The sequence below is a fragment of the Comamonas aquatica genome, assembly GCF_018064205.1.
In the GTDB taxonomy this organism is placed as follows: domain Bacteria; phylum Pseudomonadota; class Gammaproteobacteria; order Burkholderiales; family Burkholderiaceae_C; genus Comamonas; species Comamonas aquatica.
This window is the reverse complement of record NZ_CP072916.1, coordinates 3593761-3617447: the sequence shown is the minus strand read 5'-3', so window position 1 is coordinate 3617447 and position 23687 is coordinate 3593761. Positions and strand designations below refer to the sequence as shown.

23 protein-coding genes are annotated in these 23687 nt (G+C 68.4%); 10 read left to right on the top strand and 13 right to left on the bottom strand.

Going from position 1 to position 23687, the window contains the following annotated elements; genetic code table 11:
- Positions 1–139: 139 nt before the first annotated feature.
- Positions 140–2008 (top strand): phosphoenolpyruvate carboxykinase (GTP), encoded by a 1869-nt coding sequence (locus KAQ61_RS16965; RefSeq protein ID WP_210929917.1) that lies wholly within the window; start codon positions 140–142, stop codon positions 2006–2008.
- Positions 2009–2180: 172 nt separating this feature from the next.
- Here the strand turns inward: KAQ61_RS16965 and KAQ61_RS16960 are convergent, their stop codons facing one another.
- Complete coding sequence (locus tag KAQ61_RS16960) at positions 2181–2396, bottom strand: hypothetical protein (protein ID WP_210929916.1); 216 nt, start codon at positions 2394–2396, stop codon at positions 2181–2183.
- Between the two features lie 146 nt (positions 2397–2542).
- Between KAQ61_RS16960 and KAQ61_RS16955 the strand changes: the two genes are divergently transcribed.
- From KAQ61_RS16955 to KAQ61_RS16945, 3 genes are all read left to right on the top strand, one after another.
- The gene (locus tag KAQ61_RS16955; RefSeq protein ID WP_042411995.1) at positions 2543–3499 is read left to right on the top strand and encodes a LysR family transcriptional regulator; all 957 of its coding nucleotides are present in this window, start codon (positions 2543–2545) and stop codon (positions 3497–3499) included.
- Between the two features lie 55 nt (positions 3500–3554).
- On the top strand, positions 3555–4409 hold the full coding sequence (locus tag KAQ61_RS16950; RefSeq protein ID WP_210929915.1) for a metallophosphoesterase: 855 nt from the start codon (positions 3555–3557) through the stop codon (positions 4407–4409).
- Between the two features lie 102 nt (positions 4410–4511).
- Positions 4512–4937 carry a universal stress protein gene (locus KAQ61_RS16945; RefSeq protein WP_210929914.1) on the top strand — a complete coding sequence of 142 codons (426 nt, stop codon included), beginning with the start codon at positions 4512–4514 and terminating at the stop codon, positions 4935–4937.
- Positions 4938–5014: 77 nt separating this feature from the next.
- On the opposite strand, the gene KAQ61_RS16940 is transcribed toward KAQ61_RS16945, so the two are convergent.
- The 3 genes from KAQ61_RS16940 to KAQ61_RS16930 all read right to left on the bottom strand — a co-directional run bounded on the left by KAQ61_RS16940 (position 5015) and on the right by KAQ61_RS16930 (position 8501).
- Entirely contained in the window at positions 5015–6283 is a 1269-nt protein-coding gene (locus KAQ61_RS16940; RefSeq protein ID WP_420839345.1) for an ATP-binding protein, read from the bottom strand.
- Positions 6284–6290: 7 nt separating this feature from the next.
- Positions 6291–7019, bottom strand: coding sequence for a response regulator (locus KAQ61_RS16935; protein ID WP_043378282.1), 729 nt, complete (start codon positions 7017–7019; stop codon positions 6291–6293).
- Positions 7020–7157: 138 nt separating this feature from the next.
- Entirely contained in the window at positions 7158–8501 is a 1344-nt protein-coding gene (locus KAQ61_RS16930; protein ID WP_210929912.1) for an AmpG family muropeptide MFS transporter, read from the bottom strand.
- A gap of 58 nt (positions 8502–8559) precedes the next feature.
- On the opposite strand from KAQ61_RS16930, the gene KAQ61_RS16925 reads away from it, so the two are divergent.
- The 3 genes from KAQ61_RS16925 (at position 8560) to KAQ61_RS16915 (ending at position 11175) form a co-directional block, all read left to right on the top strand.
- Positions 8560–9246, top strand: a complete 687-nt coding sequence (locus tag KAQ61_RS16925) for an AraC family transcriptional regulator (RefSeq protein WP_210929911.1) — start codon at positions 8560–8562, stop codon at positions 9244–9246.
- Between the two features lie 65 nt (positions 9247–9311).
- Positions 9312–10208, top strand: coding sequence for a DMT family transporter (locus tag KAQ61_RS16920; RefSeq protein WP_210929910.1), 897 nt, complete (start codon positions 9312–9314; stop codon positions 10206–10208).
- A 49-nt stretch (positions 10209–10257) separates the two neighbouring features.
- A complete protein-coding gene (locus KAQ61_RS16915; RefSeq protein WP_210929909.1) occupies positions 10258–11175 on the top strand; it encodes a M48 family metallopeptidase in 918 nt (305 codons plus the stop codon).
- A gap of 89 nt (positions 11176–11264) precedes the next feature.
- On the opposite strand, the gene KAQ61_RS16910 is transcribed toward KAQ61_RS16915, so the two are convergent.
- The 5 genes from KAQ61_RS16910 to azu form a co-directional block, all read right to left on the bottom strand.
- Positions 11265–12215, bottom strand: coding sequence for a lactate/malate family dehydrogenase (locus KAQ61_RS16910; protein ID WP_043378290.1), 951 nt, complete (start codon positions 12213–12215; stop codon positions 11265–11267).
- A complete protein-coding gene (locus KAQ61_RS16905) occupies positions 12216–13724 on the bottom strand; it encodes an SLC13 family permease (protein ID WP_042412010.1) in 1509 nt (502 codons plus the stop codon).
- Positions 13725–13996: 272 nt separating this feature from the next.
- Positions 13997–14206 (bottom strand): hypothetical protein, encoded by a 210-nt coding sequence (locus KAQ61_RS16900; protein WP_210929908.1) that lies wholly within the window; start codon positions 14204–14206, stop codon positions 13997–13999.
- 23 nt (positions 14207–14229) lie between these two features.
- Positions 14230–14868, bottom strand: coding sequence for an MBL fold metallo-hydrolase (locus KAQ61_RS16895; RefSeq protein ID WP_045265744.1), 639 nt, complete (start codon positions 14866–14868; stop codon positions 14230–14232).
- A gap of 99 nt (positions 14869–14967) precedes the next feature.
- On the bottom strand, positions 14968–15423 hold the full coding sequence (gene azu, locus KAQ61_RS16890) for an azurin (protein ID WP_244982933.1): 456 nt from the start codon (positions 15421–15423) through the stop codon (positions 14968–14970).
- Between the two features lie 426 nt (positions 15424–15849).
- Between azu and KAQ61_RS16885 the strand changes: the two genes are divergently transcribed.
- Positions 15850–16356, top strand: a complete 507-nt coding sequence (locus tag KAQ61_RS16885; protein WP_244982932.1) for a flavin reductase family protein — start codon at positions 15850–15852, stop codon at positions 16354–16356.
- Positions 16357–16437: 81 nt separating this feature from the next.
- Here the strand turns inward: KAQ61_RS16885 and minE are convergent, their stop codons facing one another.
- The 4 genes from minE to KAQ61_RS16865 form a co-directional block, all read right to left on the bottom strand.
- The gene (gene minE, locus KAQ61_RS16880; RefSeq protein ID WP_042412016.1) at positions 16438–16701 is read right to left on the bottom strand and encodes a cell division topological specificity factor MinE; all 264 of its coding nucleotides are present in this window, start codon (positions 16699–16701) and stop codon (positions 16438–16440) included.
- A gap of 6 nt (positions 16702–16707) precedes the next feature.
- A complete protein-coding gene (minD, locus tag KAQ61_RS16875; RefSeq protein WP_210929907.1) occupies positions 16708–17520 on the bottom strand; it encodes a septum site-determining protein MinD in 813 nt (270 codons plus the stop codon).
- 67 nt (positions 17521–17587) lie between these two features.
- The gene (minC, locus tag KAQ61_RS16870) at positions 17588–18361 is read right to left on the bottom strand and encodes a septum site-determining protein MinC (protein ID WP_210929906.1); all 774 of its coding nucleotides are present in this window, start codon (positions 18359–18361) and stop codon (positions 17588–17590) included.
- Between the two features lie 121 nt (positions 18362–18482).
- Positions 18483–20567, bottom strand: a complete 2085-nt coding sequence (locus KAQ61_RS16865; protein WP_210929905.1) for an acetoacetate--CoA ligase — start codon at positions 20565–20567, stop codon at positions 18483–18485.
- 228 nt (positions 20568–20795) lie between these two features.
- On the opposite strand from KAQ61_RS16865, the gene ubiM reads away from it, so the two are divergent.
- Both ubiM and KAQ61_RS16855 read left to right on the top strand, forming a co-directional pair.
- Positions 20796–22082, top strand: a complete 1287-nt coding sequence (gene ubiM, locus KAQ61_RS16860) for a 5-demethoxyubiquinol-8 5-hydroxylase UbiM (protein WP_210929904.1) — start codon at positions 20796–20798, stop codon at positions 22080–22082.
- Positions 22083–22327: 245 nt separating this feature from the next.
- Complete coding sequence (locus tag KAQ61_RS16855; protein WP_210929903.1) at positions 22328–23620, top strand: solute carrier family 23 protein; 1293 nt, start codon at positions 22328–22330, stop codon at positions 23618–23620.
- Positions 23621–23687 lie beyond the last annotated feature (67 nt).

Below are 23687 nucleotides of genomic sequence, written 5' to 3'. Positions count from 1 at the left end.
GGATGGCATTTTTATGACGGCTCCCTAGAATGGCCGCCTGCTGCTGCAAAAAGCAGCAACCGGACCGTCAGAAAACGGTTGTGCCAGCCTCCGCCATGGGGCCTGGCATAACCGCTTTTAAACATCCTGGAGACTTCTGATGAACGCCCCCGCCCCCCAAGCCCTGCAAGTGCAGGCCCCGGCCTATGTGAAGAACCCCAAGCTGATCGCCTGGGTCAGCGAAATGGTGGCCCTGTGCAAGCCCGCCAAGGTGCACTGGTGCGATGGCTCGCAGGCCGAGTACGACGCCCTGTGCGAGCAACTGGTTCAGGCGGGCACCTTCAAGAAGCTCAACCCCGCCAAGCGCCCCGGCAGCTACCTGGCCTGGTCCGACCCGTCGGACGTGGCGCGCGTGGAAGACCGCACCTACATCTGCTCCGCCAAGAAGGAAGACGCCGGCCCGACCAACAACTGGATGGCCCCGGCCGAGATGCGTGCCACGCTGAACCCGCTGTTTGACGGTTGCATGGCCGGCCGCACCATGTACGTGGTGCCCTTCTCCATGGGCCCCCTGGGTTCGCCCATCGCCCACATCGGCATCGAGCTGTCCGACAGCGCCTATGTGGCCGTGAACATGAAGATCATGACCCGCATGGGCCAGGCCGTGTACGACGTGATCGGCACCGATGGCGAGTTCGTGCCCTGCGTGCACACCGTGGGCGCCCCGCTGAAGGACGGCGAGAAGGACAGCACCAGCTGGCCCTGCAACCCCACGACCAAGTACATCGTCCACTACCCCGAAACGCGCGAAATCTGGTCCTATGGCTCGGGCTACGGCGGCAACGCCCTGCTGGGCAAGAAGTGCTTTGCACTGCGCATCGCCTCCACCATGGGCCGCGACCAAGGCTGGCTGGCCGAGCACATGCTGATCCTGGGCGTGACCAACCCCGAAGGCCAGAAGTACCACGTGGCGGCGGCCTTCCCCTCGGCCTGCGGCAAGACCAACTTCTCCATGCTGGTGCCCCCCGCCGGCTTCGCCGGCTGGAAGGTCACCACGATTGGTGACGACATCGCCTGGATCAAGCCCCAGGCCGACGGCAGCCTGCGCGCCATCAACCCCGAGGCGGGCTACTTCGGCGTGGCCCCCGGCACCAACCTGCTGACCAACCCCAACTGCATGCGCAGCCTGGACAAGAACGTCATCTTCACCAACGTGGCGCTGACCGACGACGGCGACGTGTGGTGGGAAGGCCTGGAAAAGGACCAGGGCAAGCTGCCCGACCACCTGATCGACTGGAAGGGCCAGGACTGGACCCCCGCCATCGCCAAGGAAACCGGCGCCAAGGCCGCCCACCCCAACGCCCGCTTCACCGTGGCCGCGACCAACAACCCCGCGCTGGACGAAGCCTGGGATGACCCCAAGGGCGTGAAGATCGACGCCATCATCTTCGGCGGCCGCCGCTCCACCACCGTGCCCCTGGTGACCGAAGCGCGCAACTGGACCGAAGGCGTCTACATGGCTGCCACCATGGGTTCCGAAACCACCGCCGCCGCCTTTGGCGCCCAGGGCGTGGTGCGCCGCGACCCCTTCGCCATGCTGCCGTTCGCCGGCTACAACATGAGCGACTACTTCGCCCACTGGCTGAAGCTGGGCGCCCAGATCGAAGCGCAAGGCGCCGCCCTGCCCAAGATCTTCACCACCAACTGGTTCCGCAAGGACGCCGACGGCAAGTTCGTCTGGCCCGGCTACGGTGAAAACATGCGCGTGTTGAAGTGGATGATCGACCGCATCGAAGGCCAGGCCCAGGGCCAGGACACCGCCTTCGGCGTGGCGCCCCAGTACGGCGAGATCAACTGGACCGGCCTGAACTTCAGCGCCGAGCAGTTCGCCACCGTCACCGGCATCGACAAGGCCGCCTGGAACGAAGAGCTGAAGCTGCACACCGCCCACTTCGAACAGCTGGCCCAGGGCCTGCCCCAGGCCCTGCTGGACACCAAGGCTGCACTGGAAGCCCGCCTGTCCGCTTAAAAAGTGAGCTGCTTGCGCTGGTGTTTGAAGACGTTCAGGCATCCAGCGCAGCCAAAAGCAAAAGGAGCATGCGCTGCATGCTCCTTTTTTTATGCACCCACAAAAAAGCCGCTGACGGCGCAGCGGCGGTTTTGGGGTTTTGGGGCGTTGGCCCGCAAGGGCCGGGGGCGCCTTAGCGCTGGCCGGCGGTCGCCGACATGGCGCGCGACAGGTCGGCCATCACGCGGGCATCCTGCAGGGCCATGTCCCACGTCAGCTCATCGGCGCGCACGGCACGGCGCGCGGCCTTCCAGGCCTTCCACTGCTGTGCAGCGATGGAGATCAGCCAAGGGAACAGGGCTTGGGGAGCCTGGCGGGGAGTGGAATGGGCGATGGTCGAGGTGGTCATGGTCAGGGCCTAAAACGTGCGCCTGGGTGTGGACTTGTGGTCCATCGGTCAGTGCACAGCCGCAATACTAGGGTTATCCCTAAAACACTTCAAATTTATATTTTGAATCATCATCATTCACCACAGTGATGATTAAATCTTCCGCCATGACGCCCCACGACTTTCGCCTGCTGGACCTGAACTTGCTGCGCGTGTTCGATGCCGTCATGGCCGAGGGCAGCCTGACGCGCGCTGCCGACAAGTTGGCGCTCACACAACCTGCTGTCAGCAACGCCATGCGCCGCCTGCGCGACGCCCTGGGCGATGAGCTGCTGGTGCGCCGCGGCCATGGCGTACAGCCCACGCCGCGCGCCCAGGCGCTGTGGCCCGTGGTGCGCGAGGCCCTGGACAACCTGCAGCACAGCCTGGCGCCGCAGCGCTTCGACCCGGCCAGCGCCACCACCACCCTGGTGCTGGCCATGGCCGATGCCACGGCCTCTACCCTGATCCCCAACCTGGTCGGCATCCTGGAGCGCGAGGCCCCGCAGCTGGCCATCCGCATCGTGCCGCTGACCACCCGCGACCCGCGCGGCCTGCTGGATGCCGAGACCGCCGACATGGCCGTGGGCTACTTCCCCGCCGTGCTGGCCGACCTGACCGCCCGCGCCCAGGCCGGCACCCTGGTGGCGCACGAGCACCGGCGCCTGTACGACGGCGAATACGTGGCCGTGATGCGCAAGGACCACCCCCTGGCCTGGATGCCGTTGACGCTGGAGCACTACTGCGCCGCCCGCCACCTGCTGGTCAGCTTTTCGGGCCGCGCCTACGGCTTCATCGACGAGGCCCTGGCCGCCCTGGGCCGCGAGCGGCAGATCGTGATGACCGTGAACCAGTACACCACGGCCGCCCGGGTGGTGGCCCAGTCCGACCTGGTGACCGTGCTGCCGCGCCACTTCGTGCCCATCACCGGGCTGGCGGCGCAGCTGCAGGTGCACCCGCTGCCGCTGGAAGTGCCCGCCGTGCACGTCGACGCGCTGTGGCACAAGCGCGGTCCGCACCGCCCCGCCTACGACTGGCTGCTGCAAGCGCTGAACCGCGCCGCCCTCAAAGCCTTCAGCCCCTGAACACCCTGCGTCCCGGCGATGCCGGACAATGGCCGCCGAGCACCTTCTTGTCGCCATGAACCTGCAACTGCTGTCCGACCTCCACCTCGAAGTTCACCCCCACTTTCAGCCCACCCCGGCCGCCGATGCCCAGGTGCTGGTTCTGGCCGGAGACATCGGCTCCTACCAGGCCGGCAGCCTGCTGCAGGGCGAGTATTTCGGGCTGGAGCGCTTTTCGCCCCTGCCCCAGTTCGCCGGCTGGCCCTGCCCGGTGGTGTTCGTCCCCGGCAACCACGAGTACGACGCCCAGGACTGGGACGCGGCCCACGACCGCCTGCGCCGCGTCTGCGATACGCTGGGCCTCATCTGGCTGGAACGCGCCACCACGGTGCTGGACGGCGTGCGCTTTGTCGGCACCACGCTGTGGACCGACTACGACGCCATCGCCCTGCTGGACGATCAGGTGCAGGCCGGCGACGTCGGTCGCCTGCTGAAGCTGCGCGAGAAGTCCTTCCGCGCCGCCAACTTCTACCTCAGCAAGACCGGTGGCACCCGCCACGGCCAGCCCTTTCTGGCCGAGCCCATGCGCGCCCAGGCGCTGGAATGCCAGGCCTGGCTGCGCAACGCGCTGCAGCAACCCTGCGACGGCCCCACCGTGGTCGTGACCCACTTCGCCCCCAGCCTGCGCAGCAGCGACCCGCGCTACGGCCTGGTGCCCGGCACGGCCGGCTTTTGCAATACGCTGGACGAGCTGCTGCCCCAAGCCCAGCTGTGGCTGCACGGCCACCTGCACGCCCCCAGCGACTACACCGCCCTGGGCCGCCATGCCGATGGCCGCCCCTGGCAGTGCCGCGTGGTGGCCAACCCGCTGGGCTATGCGCGCAAGGGCGAGCAGGCGCATTTCCAGCCCAGCCGCTGCATCCGCTTATGATTTCTGGGCTTTCCCGCTGCGTCGCCCCAAAAACATGACGTAAGTCAAGACAACATTGGCGCCAGTGATTACGCTGTCCCTTGTCCTTTTGGAGAATTTGCCATGAAAATCCTGCTCGCTGTCGACGGAAGCCCCTTCACCAAGAAAATGCTGGCCTACCTGGCTGCGCACGAAGAGCTGATCACCGCAGGCCGCCATGAATACACCGCCCTGACCGTCCAGCCGGCCCTGCCTCCCCGCGCCCGCGCGGCCCTGAGCAAGGACATGGTGGATGAGTACTACGCGGAAGAATCGGCCAAGGTGCTGGACCCCGTCACCAAGTTCCTGGCGCAAAGCGGCATCACCGTGCACACCCGTGCCGAAATCGGCCCTGCCGGCACCACGATTGCCAAGATCGCCGAAGACGACAAGTTCGACCTGATCATCATGGGCACCCACGGCCACGGCTCGCTGGGCAAGCTGGTGATGGGCTCGGTCTCCACCCAGGTGTTGGCCAACTGCTCGGTGCCCGTGATGCTGATCCGCTGATCCCGCACACGCACACTGCCAAAAGGGCTGCCAGTGGCAGCCCTTTTTTGTGGGTGGAAGGTTCCTCCGGCGCGGTCTCAACCGGCCGCCTGCAGCGGCAGGCGCAGCACGAAGCTGGCGCCGGGGCGCCCGTCGCGGCGGTCCTCGCAACGCACGCTGCCACCATGGCGCTGCGCAATGCTGCGCACCAGGGACAGGCCCAGGCCCACGCCCCCCGAGCGCTCGCTGGCCCCGGGCAGGCGGTAGAACTTTTCAAAGATGCGCTCGCGCTGCGCCGGCGGCACACCGGTGCCGATGTCCTCGACCCGGATCACGGCCATCGCCCCCTCGCGCGACAGCGTCAGGCTGACCTCGCCATGGCTGTAGCGGCGGGCATTCTCCAGCAGGTTGCGCAGGGCGCGGCGCACCAGCTTGGCAATCGCCGGCACCTCCAGGCCCTCGGTGGCCTCGACGTCCAGGTCGGCATCCACGCGCGCGCATTCCTCGGCGGCCAGCCCGATCAGGTCCACCGCTTCGGTGCTGCCCACGTCCACCTCGGGCGACTCCAGCCGGCTGGCCAGCAGGATCTCGTCCACCAGTTGGTCCAGCTCGGCGATGTTGCGCTGAATCTCGGCCTTGGCCGCCGCCACCGAAGCGCTGTCGCCGCCCATCAGCTCCAGCCCCATGCGGATACGCGCCAGCGGCGAGCGCAGCTCGTGCGAGGCATTCGCCAGCAGCGATTTGTGCGACTGCACCAGGGCCTCGATGCGGCCGGCCGCGGCATTGAACTGGCGCGCCAGGTCGGCCACCTCGTCGCGCCCCTCGGTGGGCACGCGCACGCTCAGGTCGCCTTCGCCGAACCGCTGTACGCCGCGCTGCAGGTTCTCCAGCCGCTTGAGCAGGCGCCGGATGATGGGGAACACGCCCACCACCACCACCAGGCCGATCAGGCCCAGCAGCCACAGGAAGCCGAACGGCGGCCGCAGCCAGAAGGCCCAGTCCTGGCCGCCATGCCCTGGGGGCGGGCGGCCGCCCCCGGCGCGTTCGCGCGGATTGCCGCCACCAGGCTGGGCCCGCGGGGCCATCTCCAGGTGGTAGGTCTGACCGTCCGTGCCCTCGATGTTGAACACCACGCCGTCCGCGCCGGGGCGGCGGATGCGCTCGAACGGGCCCTGCAGCAGGATCTGCCCCTGCCCGTCCCGGATCACCAGTTCGCGCGCGTTGTTGGTCTGCTGGGCGTTGTTGCTGGCGTTGTATTCCTCCGCCACGCGCCAGGCCCAGCCGACCACCAGGGTCAGCACGGCCACGCCGCCCACCACCGCCAGCCAGATGCGCAGGTACAGCCGCTGGGAAAAGACCTTGAACATGCGCACCTCAGTCCTGCTGCTTGGCGAAGACATAGCCCACGCCGCGCACCGTCAGGATGCGCTTGGGGGCCTTGGGGTCGGCCTCAATGGCCGCGCGGATGCGGCCCATGTGCACGTCGATGGAGCGGTCGAAGGCCTCCAGCTCGCGGCCACGCACGGCCTCCATGATCTGGTCGCGCGTCAGCACGCGACCGGCGCGCTCAGCCAGCGCCACCAGCAGGTCGAACTGGTAGCTGGTCAACTCCGCCGGCTGTCCGGCCACGGTCACGGTGCGGGCGTCCCGGTCGATCTCCAGGCTGCCGAAACGCAGGGCCGGCGTGCTGCGCACCGCGCTGGCGGCGGGCGCATCGTCGCCACGGCGGCGCAGGATGGCGCGGATGCGCGCCAGCAGCTCGCGCGGCTCGAAGGGTTTGGGCAGGTAGTCGTCGGCGCCGATCTCCAGGCCGATCACACGGTCCATGGGGTCGCCCTTGGCCGTCAGCATCAACACCGGCACCTTGGCGGCAGGCCCCTGCATGGCGCGCAGGCGGCGGCAGACTTCCAGCCCGTCCATGTCGGGCAGCATCAGGTCCAGGATGACGAGGTCCGGCAGCGCCCCGGCACCCTGCAGCTGGGCCAGGCCGCTGGTGGCGTCGGCACAGTGTTGCACCGACAGGCTGTTCTGGCCCAGATAGGCGCTGACCATGTCGGCCAGGCGCACATCGTCCTCGATCATCAACAGGTTGTGTGTGCTCATGCCCGCCAGTGTAGGGGGCCTGTTTGTCTGTCACGTAAAGCCCGGGTAAAGCGCAGGCCGCCCGGGCGGCGCGGCGCAGCGGCCGGCCTGTGTGGGCCGAACCGCTAGTTCAAAGCCATAGCAGTCTGCGCAGGCGCATCAAGCGCTGGCGGCCTTTTTGATGCGTGAGGCCAAGGCCACCAGCAGCAGCACCGGCAGGCCCAGGCAGGCCGTGCCGACGAAGAACGTCGCATAGCCATGGACGTCGACAAACGCGCCCGAAAAGCCGGCCAGCCACTTGGGCGCCAGCATCATCATGGAGCTGAACAGCGCGTACTGCGTGGCCGAGTACTGCACGTTCGTCAGGCTGGACAGGTAGGCGATGAACGCCGCCGAGGCGATGCCCCCGGCGAGGTTGTCGGCGCTGACCACCAGGGTCAGGCCGGTCAGGTCGTGGCCGCGCGTGCTCAGCCAGGCGAACAGCAGGTTGCTGGCGGCCGACAGCACAGCCCCCAGCATCAGCACGCGCATCACGCCGATGCGCATGGAGATCACCCCGCCGATGAAGGCCCCCACCAGGGTCATGATGACGCCGAAGACCTTGCTGACCGTGGCCACCTCGCCCTCGCTGTAGCCCATGTCGACGTAGAAGGGGTTGGCCATGATGCCCATCACCACGTCGCTGATGCGGTAGATGCCGATCAGCGCCAGGATCAGGATGGCCTGCCAGCCGTAGCGGCGCACAAAGTCGACAAACGGGGCCACCAGCGCCTCGCGCAGCCACTCGCCCAGGTTGCGCGCCGGGGTCTGCGCGCGGCCCGCTGGCTCCGGCGACAGCAGCACGGTGCACACGCCGACCAGCATGCTGGCGGCCATCACGCCATAGGCCAGCTGCCAGGCGCCATGCACATAGGTGGTGGTGCCCTGCAGGGCCGCCGCCACCAGCCACAGCGCCCCAGCGCCGGCCCAGATCATGGCCAGCCGGTAGCCCGTCTGGTAGGTGGCCGCCAGCGCGGCCTGGCGCTCGGCGTTGGCCGATTCGATGCGGAAGGCATCCAGCGCAATGTCCTGCGTGGCCGAACCGAAGGCCACGGCCAGGGCGCACCAGACCATGCGGTTCAGGTCCTGCTGCGGATCGGTGAAGGCCATGCCCAGCAGCCCGCCGATGATCAGGCCCTGCGCCAGCAGCAGCCAGCTGCGCCGGCGCCCCAGCCAGCCGTGCAGCACCGGCAGCGGCAGGCGGTCCACCAGCGGCGACCACACCCACTTGAAGGCATAGGCCAGACCGACCCAGCTCATGTAGCCGATGGTGGAGCGGTCGATCCCGGCCTTGCGCAACCAAAATGAGAGCGTACCCAGCACCAGCAGCAAGGGCAGACCGGCCGAAAAGCCCAAGGCCAGCATGCGCAGGCTGGCGGGTTCGGCATAGACCTTGAGGGTGTCCGCCCAGGAGCGGCGGGGCGAAGCGGAAGCGGGGGCAGCAGGGCGAGAAGCGTCGGGCATGGTGTGGGCAACAAGCGTTGTGCCATTATCACCAGCGCCACCCTCTTCGCCCGCCACCATGCCGTCGCCCTCACTGCCTGTTACCCTGGATTGCAGCCTGCGCCACTACGGCGGGGAGCATCCTGCGCACGCGCACGCCACGCACGCCCAGCTGCTGTACGCGCTGTCGGGCCGCATGGAGCTGGAGGTGGACGGCCACAGCGCCTATGTCGACACGGTCACCGGCCTGTGGATCCCGGCCGGCACGCGCCACGCCTACCTGGCACCGCCCGGGGCGCAGATGCTGGTGATGGACGTGGTGGCCCCGCCCTGCTCGGCGCTGGACAAGCTGCGGCGCTTTCAGGTGCCGCGCGCGGCCAGCTGCCCGCCCCAGGCCCTGGCCGCGACCGAGCGCCTACAGCTGCTGCTGGACGCCCCCACGCTGCTGCCGCGCCGCGGCGTGGACGTGCAGGCCCTGGAGGCGCACATCCGCGGCGCACTGCACACCCCCTGGCCCACGGCCCGCATGGCGGCGTGGTGCCACCTCAGCCCGCAGCGCTTCCACGCCCGCTGGCTGGAGTTGACCGGGCGCACGCCGCAGCAATGGCTGCGCCAGCTGCGCCTGGACCAGGCCGAGCGCCTGCTGGCGCGCGGCCGCAGCCTGGAAGCCAGCGCCGCGGACTGCGGCTACGCCAGCGCCAGCGCCCTGGCCTATGCCCTGCGGCGCGACCGGGGCACCGGCGCGCGCGCCCTGCGCCGGCGCTGACCCGGTGCGCGCAGAATGCGCGTTGCTCGACATTTGCCGGTGCCGCCGCTGGCAGCATCGCCCCCATGCAGTCCTCGAATTCTTCCGCCCACGGCATCCTGCTGGTGCTGGGTGCCGCCATGCTCTGGGGCACCACCGGCACCGCCCAGAGCTTCGCCCCGACCGACCTCTCCCCCTACTGGGTGGGCGCCCTGCGCCTGGTGGTGGCCGGCGCCTTCTTCGTCGCCCTGTGCGGGCTGGTGGGGCGCAGCGACCCGGCCCGCCGCCCGCTGGACCTGCCGCGCCTGCTGGTCTGCGCGCTGTGCATGGCCACCTACAACCTGACGTTCTTTGCCGGACTGCAGCGCACCGGCGTGGGCTTTGGCACGGCCGTGGCCCTGGGCTCCAGCCCGATCTGGGCCGGCCTGCTGCAGGCGGTGCTGCTGCGGCGCTGGCCCGTGGGCCTGTGGTGGCTGGGCACCACCATCGGCGTGGTCGGCGGCTTTGTCATGGGGTTGGGCAAGCCCGGGGACTGGCAGGTCTCCTGGCTGGGCATCGGCCTGTGCCTGCTGGCCGGCCTGACCTACGGGGCCTACGCCGTGCTGAGCCAGACCCTGGTGCGCCAGGCCGGCGTGGCACGCGTCAATGCCTGGGTCTTTGGCAGCGCCGCCCTGCTGTCCCTGCCGCTGGCGGCGGTGCTGGGCGGTGAGCCCCAGCTCAGCCCCCGCGGGCTGGGCGTGGTGCTGTACCTGGGCCTGGTGGCCACCGGCGTCGCCTACCTGCTGTTCTCCAGCGGCCTGCGCACCGTGTCGGCCGCGACCAGCGTGGCCCTGAGCAAGTTCGAACCCATCACCGCCTTCGTGCTGTCCATCCTGATCGTGGGCGAGGCGCCCACCTGGCTGGCCGTGAGCGGCCTGGCCCTGGTGCTGTGCGGCCTGTGGCTGGTGGTGCACAGCGAAATGCGCCAAGACCGACACGGCTGAGGGCGCAGACGCTTCTACACTTGGGATGGATTGAGGATGGACACCCCCTATGCACCCTGCACTGCCCCCCCACACCCCTTCTGATGACCACCCCGCCGGCTGCTGGTGCGGCCAGGAGGACGCCTGCGCCCCGGCCGGCACACCGCGCAGCCTGTGGCAGGCGCGACGGGCCTTTCTGCTGCTGGGCGGCACGGCCACGGCCAGTGCGGCGCTGCCAGCCTGGGCCCAGGTGGATGTGGGGCAATCTTCGCGCCTGCGCCACCTGGTGCCGGCCGAAGAGCTGGAGCAGGCGGCCGAGCAGGAATACGCCAAGCTGCTGCAGGAGGCCCGCAGCCAGGGCAAGCTGGTGCCCGCTGGCGATGCCCAGACCCAGCGCCTGCAACGCATTGCCCAGGCCCTGATCCCGCACACCGCCGCGTGGAACGAGCGCGCCCGGCAGTGGCAGTGGTCGGTGGCCCTGATCCGCAGCAACGACATCAACGCCTTCTGCATGCCGGGCGGCAAGATCGCCTTCTTCACCGGCATCATCGACAAGCTGCGCCTGAGCGATGACGAGATCGCCATGGTCATGGGCCACGAGATGGCCCACGCCCTGCGCGAGCACTCGCGCGAACAGCTGGCCAAGAACACCGCCACCAGCCTGGGCATTTCCCTGGGGGCCCAGCTGCTGGGCCTGGGCGATGTGGGCAACTACGCGGCCCGCCTGGGCGGCCAGTTGCTGAGCCTGCGCTTCAGCCGCAACGATGAAAGCGATGCCGACCTGGTCGGCCTGGAGATCGCCGCGCGCGCGGGCTACAACCCGAACGCCGCCGTCAGCCTGTGGGAAAAAATGGGCAATGCCACGGGCAGCAACGCCAATGGCCTGGCCTTTCTGTCCACCCACCCCAGTGGGCCCGAGCGCATCCGCGAACTGCAGCGCAACGTGCCGCGGGTCACCGGCTTGTACGAGGCCGCGCGCCGCCGCTGAGCGCGGCGCCCCCATCCAGCACAAAAAGGCCCGCGGATGCGGGCCTTGTGTGTGGCGGGTGTCTGCGGGCGCGGCCGCAGGGGCGGCGCTCAGCGCTGCAGGGACTGCAGCCCGTCGGCAATCGTGCCGGCCAGCAGCGCCGCGCTGGCGCGCAGGGCCTCGGTCTCCTGGGCATTCAAACCGGGCAGGAACGGGGTCGAGGCCCCGCGCGCGCCGATCAGGTGGGGCAGAGACACGCAGGTGTCGCGCACGCCCAGCAACTCGGGCATGCAGGTGGACACGGCGAACACCGACTGCTCGTCGGCGACGATGGCCTTCACCAGCCGCGCAATGCAGCCGCCGATGCCGAAGTTGGACACGCCCTTGCCGGCCTTGATGCGGTAGGCCGAGGTGCGCACGTCCTCGGCCATCCGCGCCTGCATGGCGGCGTCGATGGGCCGGCCCAGCTGGGCGGCAAACTCCGTCACCGGCATGCCCGCCACCTGGGCATGGCTCCAGTGCAGCACAGACGAATCCCCGTGCTCGCCCAGCACATAGGCGTGGACGGACTGCGAGGCCACGCCCAGGTAGTCGGCCAGCCGGTCGCGGAAGCGGATGGAGTCCAGCGAGCAGCCGGTGCCAATCGCCCGGCCCGGCGGCAGGCCGTAGCGGTGCACGGCGATGGCGGGCATCACGTCCACCGGGTTGGTGGCGAACAGCAGCACGGCGTCGGGCGCCACCTTCAGCACCTGGTCGATGATGGTGTCCGTCATCTTCAGGTTCTGCTGCAGCAGCTCCAGCCGCGTCTGGCCGGGCTTGAGGCTGGCGCCGGCGGTGATGACCACCACCGAGGCCCCGGCCAGGTCGGCGTAGTCGCCTTCGCTGACGCGGGCGGCCGTGCCAAAGGCGGCAGCGTGGCCGATGTCGGCCGCTTCACCGGCGGCGCGGGCCTCGTTCTGGTCGACCAGCACGATCTGGCTGATGCCCGGCGTGGCCGACAGCAGGTAGCCGGCGGCCGCGCCGACCTGGCCGGCGCCGATGATGCCAATGCGTGCCCCCATTTACAGCACCCCCATGGCGGGCCACAGGGTGGCGGACAGCAGCAGGATCAGGCCCAGGCCGGCCAGCGTGACCACGATGCCGACCTTGGCGAACTGCGCGGTGTTGAAGGCATTGGTGCCGTAGCACAGCATGTTCTGCGGCGCGTTGGTGGGCAGGATGAAGCCGAAGGAAACCACGAAGCTCTGGATCATGACGATGCCAAACGCGGTTTCGGGGCTCACGGGCAGGGTCTGCGTGAAGGCGATCATGATGGGGATCAGCGTGCTGGCCAGGCCGGTGGCCGAGGCAAAGCCCAGGTGCAGCACGATGCTGAACACCGACAGCGCGGCAATCACGCCCACCACGGGCAGGGCCGACAGGCCCATCTGGCCCAGCGTCTGCTGCGCCAGCCAGCCGGCGGCGCCGGTCTTGGACAGCAGGTTGCCCAGCGAGATGGAGGCGGCGAACAGCACGATCGTGCCCCAGGGCACCAGCTTTTCGGCCTGCGACCAGTGCATCACCCCGATCTTGGGCATCAGCAGCAGGGCAATGCCGATCTGGGTGGTGGTGGTGGTGTCAAACGGGTGCAGCATGCCCTCGGTGGACCACATCACCAGCAGCAGTGCCGCCACGGCCATCAGGCGCTTTTCGGAACCGCTGACCGGACCCAGCTCGGCCAGTTGCTGGCGCAGCTTGGCGGTCATGTCCTCGCCGGCGGGCACCTGGGGACGCAGGATCCACATGGCGGCAAAGAACAGCACCACGCACATGCCGATGGTGAACGGCAGGGCGGTGATGAACCACTGGCCCCAGGTGATGTTGTGGCCAAAGGCCTGCTGCATGAAGTTCAGGCTGATGATGTTCTGCGCCGCGCCGGTCTTGATCGCCATGTTGAAGATGGAGCAGGCACTGGCGGTGACGATCATCAGCGTGGCGCCCAGCGAGCTGTTCACGGCCAGACCCAGGGCGGCGGTGATGCCGATCATGATCGGGATCACGGCGCCCACGCGGGCCGTGGCCGAGGGGATGAACAGGGCCAGCACGAAGCCGACGATCATCGCGCCCAGCACCAGGCGGGCCGGCGAGACGCCGATCTTGCTCATGACGATCAGCGCAATCCGCTTGTCCAGGCCCGTGTGCTTGAGTGCCACAGCCAGGAACAGCGCGGCCGCCACCAGCAGCACGGCGGTGGACGAGAAGCCGCTGAGCATGGTGGTCAGCGCGGCCGAGGAATTCATCACCTTGCCGCCTTCGGTCAGCGAGGTGCCCATCAGCCCCAGCACGGCGGCGCCGGTCAGGATCACCGCGCTGTTGGCGGGCGAAACGCATTCGCTGATCCACAGCACCACGACCAGCACCAGCAGACCCAGGGCCACCTGGCCCGAGGCGCTGAGGCCGGCCGGCTGCGGCAGGGCCAGCACGATGCCGTACAGCACCAGGGCCAGCAGCAGGAAGGCGAGTTTTTTGTTGGAATCGGGTTCCGGTCTGGAGGTGATGGGACCGGTTTCGGGTGCGGGCGTAGACGCCATAGGAACTCCTCGCAAGCAATGCATCGTTACGTGATGCAAGCATGCTAGTTCTTGCGGGGAGGTTTAGGTATTAACCCGTATGCGTTCTGCGCGAGATTTGATCCGCGTCAAGAGTCCCGCGGGCACGGCACGCGCGCCACGCCCGCCCATGGCGCAGCCGACCGGCACGGGCGCAGCTGCGCTGGCGAGCGTGAGAAAATCTCAGAAAAGTGAGCTGTCAGCGCAATATGCATGGGCGATAGCACTGGTTTTCATTCCAATTCCGGCATGCCCTAGTAGCTGCGCAGCACGGCGCGCAACAGCCACCCGGCCCCCGCCAGCAGCAGGCGCAACCCGCAGAACACGGCGCCCATCACCGCCGCGTGGCGCAGGAACTGCGGCCAGTCCATGACCCACGGCTGCCCCTGCCACGCGGCCCAGCCGGCCGCCAGGGCGGGCACGACCAGCAGACCGATCACCGCGGCCACAACCAGCAACCGCAAGCAATGGCGCGCCGTGGCGCCCATCAGGTGTTGCCGACGTAGGGGTTGGTCTGGCGTTCGCGCCCGAAGCTGCTTTCCGGGCCGTGGCCGGGGATGAACACGGTCTGGTCGCCCATGGGCCACAGGCGCTGGACGATGGAGTCGATCAGCTGCTGGTGGTTGCCCTGGGGAAAGTCGGTGCGGCCGATGCTGCCGGCAAACAGCACGTCGCCGACGAAGCAGCGCTCGGCCTGCGGGGCGTGGAAGACCACGTGGCCCGGCGTGTGGCCGGGGCAGTGGCGCACCTGCAGCACCTCCTGGCCGATGGCCACGGTGTCGCCGTCGTGCAGCCAGCGCGTGGGCTCGAACGGTTCGGCCGGGGGAAAGCCGAACATGGCGCCCTGCTGGGGCAGGCCGGCGATCCAGAAGCGGTCGCCCTCGTGCGGGCCGATGATGTCCAGCTGGCGCTTGCGCGCCAGCTCGGCCACGGCGCCGGCATGGTCGATGTGGGCGTGCGTCAGCCAGATGGCCTTGAGCTGCAGGCCCAGGCGCTCCAGTTCCCACTCGATGATGTCGATGTCGCCGCCGGGGTCGATCACCGCCGCCTCCAGCGTCTGGTCGCACCAGACCAGGGAGCAGTTTTGCTGGAAGGCGGTGACAGGAATCGTGTGGTACTGGAACATGGCGGTCTCTGCAAAGTGGCTGCTGCGATTGTGCCCAAGCCCGGGCCGGAAAAAAGCCGGGCGCCGGGCTGCAGGCCCACCTTCTGCGGGGGACGCCGCTCAGCTGCCCAGCTTGAGCACGCCGCGCATGATGAAGGAGTGGCCCGGGAAGGAGCAGAAGTAGGTGTACTCGGTGCCGGCCTTGAGCTTGGCGACGTCCAGGTTCACCGAGGTGGTCTCGCCACCGCCAATCATCTTGGTGAACGCCAGCACGCGCGCATCGCCGGGCTTCACGTACTCGTTGGCCGCGCCGGCCTTCAGGCCATCGGCGGCCGCAGCGTTGGTGTCGGCCGTGGTGGCCACCACGATGTTGTGGCCCATGGTGGACTTGGACATCTTGCCGGTGTGCTTCAAGGTCATGGTGAAGCTGGTGCAGGACTTGGGCACTTCCACGTTCTTGATGTTGAACTGCATCTGGTCATTGCCTTCGATGGTGACGGCGCAGTCGGCCGCCAGGACCGGGGTGGCAAGGCTTCCAAGGGCCAGCAGGGCGACAGTCGTGCAGATTTTTTTCACGCAAACATCCTTTGCATCAAGGGGGAGGAAAGATGGCGCAACACCGGCGGCGCTGCTTCTGTCGGCATTCTGAAAGCAATCCCGGACAAAATCCGCCTTGTTCGGCGTACGTGCCACAACGCGGGGGCGGTTTGCTGCGCCTCCTTTGACCCCTATCAAACCGCAGGGCGTCCCCCAGCCCCTGTCTGCTGCATTTACAGAAGCTGGTGGCGCTGGCTCCATCGACGTTTCAGGCATTTGGATATCTGAAAACCTTATTTACCAAACGCAGGCAGCTATCAAAAAATACAGCCCCTGTGCCGCAGGTGACGCCCGCCCGCGCCGCGGGCGGCCAGGCCGGCTAGCATCGGCACGCACATTAGCCCCACCCACACAGCGCTCTATCAGAGTTTGCATAATCTCCCACCTACTTAGATCAACGCTGTCGTGAATACCCCCTCTCTTGCGGCACCGCCCGACGCGGCCGCTTTCACCGAACGAGATTTCCGCAACGCCCTGGGCCAGTTCGCCACGGGCGTGACGGTGGTGACGACGGTGGATGACCAGGGCCGGCCCGTGGGCATGACGGTGAGCTCCTTCAACTCGGTGTCGCTGCAACCCGCCCTGGTGCTGTGGAGCCTGGGCTGCCACGCCGGCAGCTACCCGGTGTTTGCGCAGTGCACGCACTACGCCATCCACGTGCTGGCGGCGCACGACAAGCCGCTGGCGCTGCAGTTCGCACAGCGCGGGGTGGACCGCTTTGCCGGCATCGCCTGGCAGCCCAACGCCCAGGGCGTGCCCGTGCTGGAGGGGGCGCTGGCCACCTTCGAATGCCGCGCGCGCAGCCAGTACCGCGAAGGCGATCACCTGATCCTGGTCGGCGAGGTGCTGGCCTGCCGCCACGCGGCCCACGCCACACCGCTGCTGTACCACCGCGGCCGCATGCAGGACTGAGCGGCCCTTCACCATCTCCAACAAAAAACCGCAGACCCGGTCCCGGGTGCTGCGGTTTTTTGTTGGGCTGGAAACGGCGGGTCAGCGCACGGCTTCGGGCAGTTCGATCTTCACTTCCAGCACTTCCAGGTTGTCCTGGCGCTCCAGCTGGACCTTGATGTCCTCGGGGTTGATGGAGACGTACTTGGACACCACGGCCATCAGCTCGCGCTGCAGCGCGGGCAGGTAGTCGGGCTGCCCGCTGCCACCGCCCACGCGTTCGCGGGCCAGGATGATCTGCAGGCGTTCCTTGGCGACGGAGGCAGACTTTTTCTTCTCCCCCAGCAACATAGAAATGATGGACATGGCTGCTTACCTCCCGCCAAAGATGCGCTTGAAAAATCCGGGCTTTTGCGCATCGGTGAAGCGCATGGGACGCTCCTCGCCCAGAAAACGCGCCACCACGTCCTTGTAGGCTTCCGACACGTCCGAGCCGTCCATGTGCACGGCGGGCACGCCCTGGTTGGAAGCCTGCAGCACGGTCTCCGATTCCGGAATCACGCCGATCAGCGGGATGCGCAAGATGTCTTCGATGTCCTGGATGGACAGCATCTGCCCATCTTCGACACGGTTGGGGTTGTAGCGTGTGATCAGCAGGTGCTCCTTCACGCCCTGGCCGCTGACCGCCTTCTCGGTCTTGGAGCTGAGCATGCCCAGGATGCGGTCCGAGTCGCGCACCGAGGAAACCTCGGGGTTGGTCACCACCAGCGCCTCGTCGGCATAGTGCATGGCCATCAGCGCGCCGCTTTCGATCCCGGCGGGCGAGTCGCAGATGATGAACTCGAAGCCCATGCCCGCCAGATCGTCCAGCACCTTCTTCACGCCGTCCTGCGTCAGCGCTTCCTTGTCGCGGGTCTGCGACGCGGCCAGCACGAACAGGTTGTCGCACTGCTTGTCCTTGATCAGGGCCTGGTTCAGGTTGGCCTCGCCATGGATCACGTTGATCAGGTCATAGACCACGCGGCGCTCGCAGCCCATGATCAGGTCGAGGTTGCGCAGGCCGACGTCAAAGTCGATCACCGCCGTCTTGTGCCCGGACAGGGCCAAGCCGGACGCAAAGCTTGCACTCGTGGTGGTCTTGCCTACGCCACCTTTACCAGAGGTCACTACGACGATTTTGGCCATGTTCAAAGGGTTCCTTCGCGAAGAATCTTGTTCGGATAGACGTTCAACGGGCGTCCTGGGATGGTGCTCATGCTAAACGCATTGGCTCGATCACCAGCTTTTCACCCTCTAATCGGGCTTGGGCCGGCTTGCCGGCGATGTCCTGGGGCAGGTCGGTCTCCAGCGCCCGGTAGTTGCCGGCGATCGACAGCAGCTGCGGCTCCATGCAGGTGCTGAAGATGCGGGCGTCGGTGTTGCCGCGCGCACCCGCCACGGCGCGCCCCCGCAAGGGCGCATAGACGTGGACGTTGCCGTCGGCGATGACTTCGGCGCCGTAGCTGACCACGGCCATGACCACCAGGTCGGTGCCGCGCGCATAGACCTGCTGGCCCGAACGCAGCGGCTTGTCCACGATCAGCGCGTTCGGCGCGGGCGCCGGCACTTCGCGCACCACCTCGACCTCCACCGGCACCTCGCGGATGACTTCCACCTCGCGCACCTCCACCGCCGCGGGCTTGGCACGCGCAGGCTGGGCGTCCGGGGCCGGCATCAGGCCTGCCGCATGGGCGGCGGCCATCTGCGCGGGTGAGCCGCCACAGACCGCCACCGGCAGGGTGCGGTGGCGCTTGAGCGCCTTGATCAGCTTGGGAAAGTCGATGTCCTCGGTGCTGTCGCGCACATGCTGCAAGTCAATCAGCACCGGGTCGTTGTCAAAGAAATCGGGGTCGTCCGCCAGGCGCTGCGCCAGGTCCCGGGTCAGGACGGCCACTTCGGTGTCCCGCAGCGCCACGGCCATCACGGGCAACTGGGCACTTTTGAGGTCAAAGCTGGAACGGGCGGTGCCCTGCGAGTCAACGGCCATGATGGGGAGTGCGGTTAGGGGAAGGGGCGCGAACTCAAAACGCGCCAAGTGTACCCCGCCAGCCTGTGCCCAGACCGTGCCCCCGGGGGCACGGCCAGGCCGCAGTGGGGCGGCCGGCGTCTCAGACGGCGGCGCTGGCGGGCGCTTGCTTGCGCTGCGCGTAGCGCACAAACCAGTCCAGGCTGCCCGGATTGGCCATGGTGTCCGGGTTCACCACCTTGGCCAGGGGCTGGCCCAGCAGCAACTTCTTGATCGGCAACTCCTGCTTCTTGCCGGTCAGGGTGCGCGGGATCTCGGCCACCTGCAGGATCTCGTCGGGCACGAAGCGCGGCGACAGCGCCTGGCGGATGGCCGCGGCAATCCGGGCCTGCAGCGCATCGTCCAGCACCAGGCCGGCGCGCAGCACCACGAACATGGGCATGAAGCTCTCGCGCCCCAGGTACTCCAGGTCCACCACCAGGCTGTCCAGCACCTCGGGCAGGGCTTCGACGGCGCTGTAGATCTCGCTGGTGCCCATGCGCAGGCCGTGGCGGTTGATGGTGGCATCGCTGCGGCCATAGATGGTGCAGCCGCCGTGCGGCGAGACCTTGAGCCAGTCGCCGTGCCGCCAGACGCCGCCCATCGCGGCCGGGCCATCGCCGCCGCCGGGCTGGCGGCCGTGGCCGGCGGGGTACATGTCGAAGTAGCTGCCCAGGTAGCGCTGATTGCCGTCATCCCCCCAGAAATACAGCGGCATGGACGGAATGGGCTGGGTGCAGACCAGCTCGCCCACGGCGTCAGTCACGGGCTCGCCGGCCTCGTTCCAGGCCTCCACCGCCGCGCCCAGCATGCGGCACTGCATCTCGCCCGTGTACTGCGGCAGCTCGCGGTTGCCGCCGATGAAGGCGCCGCAGAAGTCGGTGCCGCCGGACAGGTTGTTCCACCAGAGGTCCGGCGTGCCCAGGCGCGCGAACTGCTGCGTGCCCCAGGCCTGCACATCGGGCGCCAGGGGCGAGCCGGTGCTGCCCAGGCCAGTGATGCGCGACAGGTCCCCGCACTGGGCCAGGTCCAGGCCAGACTTCATGCAGTTGGCATAGAAGGCCGCACCCGCACCAAAGCTGGTGACGCGGTGGCGGGCTGCAAAGCGCCACAGCACGCCCCAGTCCGGCTGGTCCTTGCTGCCACCGGGGCTGCCGTCGAAGATCACGCAGGTGGTGCCGCCCAGCAGGCCGGCGACCTGGGAGTTCCACATCACCCAGCCGGTGGAGCTGTACCAGTGGAAGCGCTCGCCCCAGCTCTCGGGGTCGTAGCTGCAGCCCACATCGTTGTGCAGGGCCTTCATGGCCAGGGCCACCAGCATGATGCCGCCGTGCCCGTGGACGATGGGCTTGGGCAGGCCGGTGGTGCCGCTGGAGTAGACGATCCACAGCGGGTGGTCGAACGGCAGCCACAGCGGGGCAAACGCCTGCACCGCGGCATCGTCGCGCGCCAGCACCGCGTCCCAGCTGCTGCTGTCGGCCACGGGCTGGGTGGCGTGCGGCGTGCGCAGCACCAGCAGGTGCTGCACGCTGGGCAGCTGGGCGCGCAGCTCGCTGGCAATCTGGCCCCGGTCCATGGACTTGCCGGCGTAGTGCACGCCGTCCACGGCGATCAGCACCTTGGGGGCGATCTGCTTGAAGCGGTCCAGCACGGCCGCCGTGCCCATGTCGGGGGCGCACACGCTCCACACGCCGCCCACGCTGGCCACGGCCAGGAAGGCGACGATGGCCTGCGGGATGTTGGGCAGGTAGGCGGCCACGCGGTCGCCGGGCTGCACGCCCTGGGCCTGCAGGTGCAGCGCCAGCGCGGCCACCTGGCGGCGCAGCTCGGGCCAGGACAGCTCGGTCACCTGGCCCTGTTCGTTGTCGGCCACCACGGCCGGCATGCCGGCTGCGTGCGCGGCCTCCACATGGCGCAGCACCTGCTGGGCATAGTTCACCTGCGCGCCGGGAAACCATTGCGCGCCGGGCATCACGTTGCGCCCCAGGGCCGCGCTGTGCGGCGTGGGCGACTGCACCGCAAAGTAGTCCCACACGCTCTGCCAGAAGGCGTCCAGGTCCGTGACCGACCAGCGCCACAGCGCGTCATAGCGGTCGAAGTGCAGGCCGCGGTGCTGGGCCAGCCAGTGCTGGTAGCGGCGGATCTGGGGCGTGCGCGGCACGGCGGCGGAGGGCGTCGATGTAAGCATGCGGTCAGCGTAGCGAGCGCCCCCCGGTCCCGCCATGCCAGCAGCCCGGATTGACAAACGGCGGGTGACGACCGTTGGTCAGGCCGCCGCAGAAGCCGCACCCACCCCATGCTATTGACGCAGTACAAGCCCGGGCCGCCCCAAACCGACGCACAATCGACACTGCCCTTTGCCGGGGCACGCCCCAGACCGGGTCACAATTGGCCCACTTTCACCGTGATAGCACCCATGTCCATGCACACCGATGTCCTCATCGTCGGCGCAGGCCCTGCCGGCCTGTCGCTCGCCATCTCCCTGGCCCACGCAGGCTTGCAGGCCACGGTGCTGGAACTGCAGGGCGAATCCCAGCTGGCCCAGCCCGCTCCCGACGGTCGCGAGATCGCCCTGACCCACCCCAGCGTGCAGACCCTGCAGCGCCTGGGCACCTGGGCGCGGCTGGCCGACCACGAGATCGGCAGCATCCGCGAGGCCATCGTGCACGACGGCCCGGTGGGCCAGCGCTCCACCCTGGACATCGTGGCCGCAGGCAGCGGCACCGACTACCTGGGTCGCATCGTGCCCAACCACGCGCTGCGCCGCACCGCCTGGGAGGTCGCCAGCAGCACCGAAGGGGTGCGCATCATCACTGGCGCGCGCGTGACCCAGGTGCGCACCACGCCCACCCACGCCGAGGTGCACTACACCACCGAGGACCAGGGCGTGCGCGTCGACGCCGAGCCGCTGCAGGCCCCGCTGGTGGTGGCTGCGGACAGCCGCTATTCGGCCGTGCGCCGCATGCTGGGCGTGGGCGCGCAGATGACCGATTTCGGCCGCAGCGTCATCGTCTGCCGCCTGAGCCACACCCAGCCGCACGAGGACAAGGCGCACGAGTGCTTCGGCTACCACCGCACCCTGGCCATCCTGCCCGTGCAGCCCGACCCCGCCACCGGCGAGCTGCTGTGCTCGGCCGTGGTGACCACCGATTCCGCCGACGCGCAGCAGCTGATGCAGCTGTCGCCCCAGGAATTCGCTGCCCACGTGCAGCACCACTTCCAAAGCCGCCTGGGCGACATGCAGCTGGTGGGCGAACGCCACATCTACCCGCTGGTGGCCACCTATGCCCACCGCTTCAGCGGCGACCGCTGGGCCCTGCTGGGCGATGCCGCCGTCGGCATGCACCCAGTGACGGCGCATGGCTTCAACCTGGGTCTGTCCGGGGTGGAACGCCTGACGGCCGCCATCGTCTCCGCGCGCGGCGCGGGTCAGGACTGGGGCCAGGCCGGCGTGCTGGCCAGCTATGCCCAGGGCCACCACCGCCATGCCTGGCCCATCTTCCAGGGCACGAACACGGTGGTGAAGCTGTTCACCGACGCGCGCCCCATGCCGCGCCTGGTGCGCCAGGCGGTGATCCAGGCCTCGCGCCGCATCCCGCCGATCAAGGCGGCCATCGTGGCCCAGCTCACCGGACGCAGCCCCTGGACCCTGCTGGCCGATCGGCTGCGGCGGCCACCGTTTTTTCCGCGCAACAGCCGCTGACCGACTGCCACTCAAAAACATGAGTGGCTTGCGCTGATGCTGGGCGGGTTTCGTGCCAAAAACACCTTGAAACCCAGCCGCAACGCGCGCCAACAGCTCCTAAAAATAATGCCTTGCGCCGAGCGCCCTGGCACGCCGTCTGCTTGACCCCGGCAGACAGGCGCGCAGGGCTGCCTGGCGCGGGCATGTCGTGCGTGCAGGAAAGCCTCTAACATCGCGCCAGCAATTTTTACGGAGCAATACAAATGGGAATGTTTTCCTGGACTGAAAAGTCCCCCGCCGTGCTGCAGAACGGCGGCGTGATCGGCCCCGACGAGCGTCTGCCCTGGGCGCAGACCGGTCTGATGGGCATCCAGCACGTGATCGCCATGTTCGGCTCGACGGTGCTGGCCCCCATCCTGATGGGCTTTGACCCCAACGTCGCGGTGCTGATGAGCGGCATCGGCACGCTGATCTTCTTCCTCATCACCGGCGGCCGCGTGCCCAGCTACCTGGGCTCGTCCTTCGCCTTCATCGGCGTGGTGATCGCCGCCACGGCCTATGCGGGCCAGGGCGCCAACGCCAACATCGGCCTGGCCCTGGGCGGCATCATCGCCTGTGGCCTGGTCTACACCCTGGTGGGCGTGATCGTGCACCTGGTGGGCACCGGCTGGATCGAGCGCTTCATGCCCCCGGTGGTGACCGGCGCCGTGGTGGCCGTGATCGGCCTGAACCTGGCGGCCATCCCCGTCAAGAACATGGCGTCCAACAACTTCGAAGCCTGGATGCAGGCCGTGACCTTCGTGTCCGTGGCCCTGGTGGCCGTGTTCACCAAGGGCATGCTGCAGCGCCTGCTGATCCTGATCGGCCTGATCATCGCCAGCATCGTCTACGCCGTGCTAACCAACGGCCTGGGCCTGGGCAAGCCCGTGGACCTGGCCGGTGTGGCCAACGCCGCCTGGTTCGGCCTGCCCACCTTCCACGCCCCGGTGTTCAGTGCCAACGCCATGCTGCTGATCGTGCCCGTGGTCATCATCCTGGTGGCCGAGAACCTGGGCCACATCAAGGCCGTGACCGCCATGACCGGCAAGAACCTGGACCAGTACATGGGCCGGGCCTTCATCGGTGACGGCGTCGCCACCATGGTCTCCGGCGCGGCCGGCGGCACCGGCGTGACCACCTATGCCGAGAACATCGGCGTGATGGCCGCCACGCGCATCTACTCCACCGCCGTGTTCCTGCTGGCCGCCGTGCTGGCCGTGCTGCTGGGCTTCTCGCCCAAGTTCGGCGCGCTGATCCAGGCCATCCCCCTGCCCGTGATGGGCGGTGTGTCCATCGTGGTGTTCGGCCTGATCGCGATTGCCGGCGCCAAGATCTGGGTCGACAACAAGGTGGACTTCTCCGACACCAAGAACCTGATCGTCGCCGCCATCACCCTGATCCTGGGCACGGGCGAATTCACGCTGAAGTTCGGCGAGTTCGCACTGGGCGGCATCGGGACCGCCACCTTCGGCGCCATCCTGCTGTACGCCCTGCTAGACCGCGCCCGCAAGTCCTGAGGCAGGGGCGGCCCGGCCGCCCTGCATCCCCTGCACCGGTCTGCCCCTGGCAGACCGGTTTTTTTAT

Excerpts from the sequence above, each read along its gene's own strand:
- KAQ61_RS16965 (WP_210929917.1), top strand. The coding sequence starts at position 140 with ATGAACGCCCCCGCCCCCCAAGCCCTGCAAGTGCAGGCCCCGGCCTAT.
- KAQ61_RS16960 (WP_210929916.1), bottom strand. The coding sequence starts at position 2,396 with ATGACCACCTCGACCATCGCCCATTCCACTCCCCGCCAGGCTCCCCAA.
- KAQ61_RS16955 (WP_042411995.1), top strand. The coding sequence starts at position 2,543 with ATGACGCCCCACGACTTTCGCCTGCTGGACCTGAACTTGCTGCGCGTG.
- KAQ61_RS16950 (WP_210929915.1), top strand. The coding sequence starts at position 3,555 with ATGAACCTGCAACTGCTGTCCGACCTCCACCTCGAAGTTCACCCCCAC.
- KAQ61_RS16945 (WP_210929914.1), top strand. The coding sequence starts at position 4,512 with ATGAAAATCCTGCTCGCTGTCGACGGAAGCCCCTTCACCAAGAAAATG.
- KAQ61_RS16940 (WP_420839345.1), bottom strand. The coding sequence starts at position 6,283 with ATGTTCAAGGTCTTTTCCCAGCGGCTGTACCTGCGCATCTGGCTGGCG.
- KAQ61_RS16935 (WP_043378282.1), bottom strand. The coding sequence starts at position 7,019 with ATGAGCACACACAACCTGTTGATGATCGAGGACGATGTGCGCCTGGCC.
- KAQ61_RS16930 (WP_210929912.1), bottom strand. The coding sequence starts at position 8,501 with ATGCCCGACGCTTCTCGCCCTGCTGCCCCCGCTTCCGCTTCGCCCCGC.
- KAQ61_RS16925 (WP_210929911.1), top strand. The coding sequence starts at position 8,560 with ATGCCGTCGCCCTCACTGCCTGTTACCCTGGATTGCAGCCTGCGCCAC.
- KAQ61_RS16920 (WP_210929910.1), top strand. The coding sequence starts at position 9,312 with ATGCAGTCCTCGAATTCTTCCGCCCACGGCATCCTGCTGGTGCTGGGT.
- KAQ61_RS16915 (WP_210929909.1), top strand. The coding sequence starts at position 10,258 with ATGCACCCTGCACTGCCCCCCCACACCCCTTCTGATGACCACCCCGCC.
- KAQ61_RS16910 (WP_043378290.1), bottom strand. The coding sequence starts at position 12,215 with ATGGGGGCACGCATTGGCATCATCGGCGCCGGCCAGGTCGGCGCGGCC.
- KAQ61_RS16905 (WP_042412010.1), bottom strand. The coding sequence starts at position 13,724 with ATGGCGTCTACGCCCGCACCCGAAACCGGTCCCATCACCTCCAGACCG.
- KAQ61_RS16895 (WP_045265744.1), bottom strand. The coding sequence starts at position 14,868 with ATGTTCCAGTACCACACGATTCCTGTCACCGCCTTCCAGCAAAACTGC.
- minE (WP_042412016.1), bottom strand. The coding sequence starts at position 16,701 with ATGTCCATCATTTCTATGTTGCTGGGGGAGAAGAAAAAGTCTGCCTCC.
- minD (WP_210929907.1), bottom strand. The coding sequence starts at position 17,520 with ATGGCCAAAATCGTCGTAGTGACCTCTGGTAAAGGTGGCGTAGGCAAG.
- minC (WP_210929906.1), bottom strand. The coding sequence starts at position 18,361 with ATGGCCGTTGACTCGCAGGGCACCGCCCGTTCCAGCTTTGACCTCAAA.
- KAQ61_RS16865 (WP_210929905.1), bottom strand. The coding sequence starts at position 20,567 with ATGCTTACATCGACGCCCTCCGCCGCCGTGCCGCGCACGCCCCAGATC.
- ubiM (WP_210929904.1), top strand. The coding sequence starts at position 20,796 with ATGTCCATGCACACCGATGTCCTCATCGTCGGCGCAGGCCCTGCCGGC.
- KAQ61_RS16855 (WP_210929903.1), top strand. The coding sequence starts at position 22,328 with ATGGGAATGTTTTCCTGGACTGAAAAGTCCCCCGCCGTGCTGCAGAAC.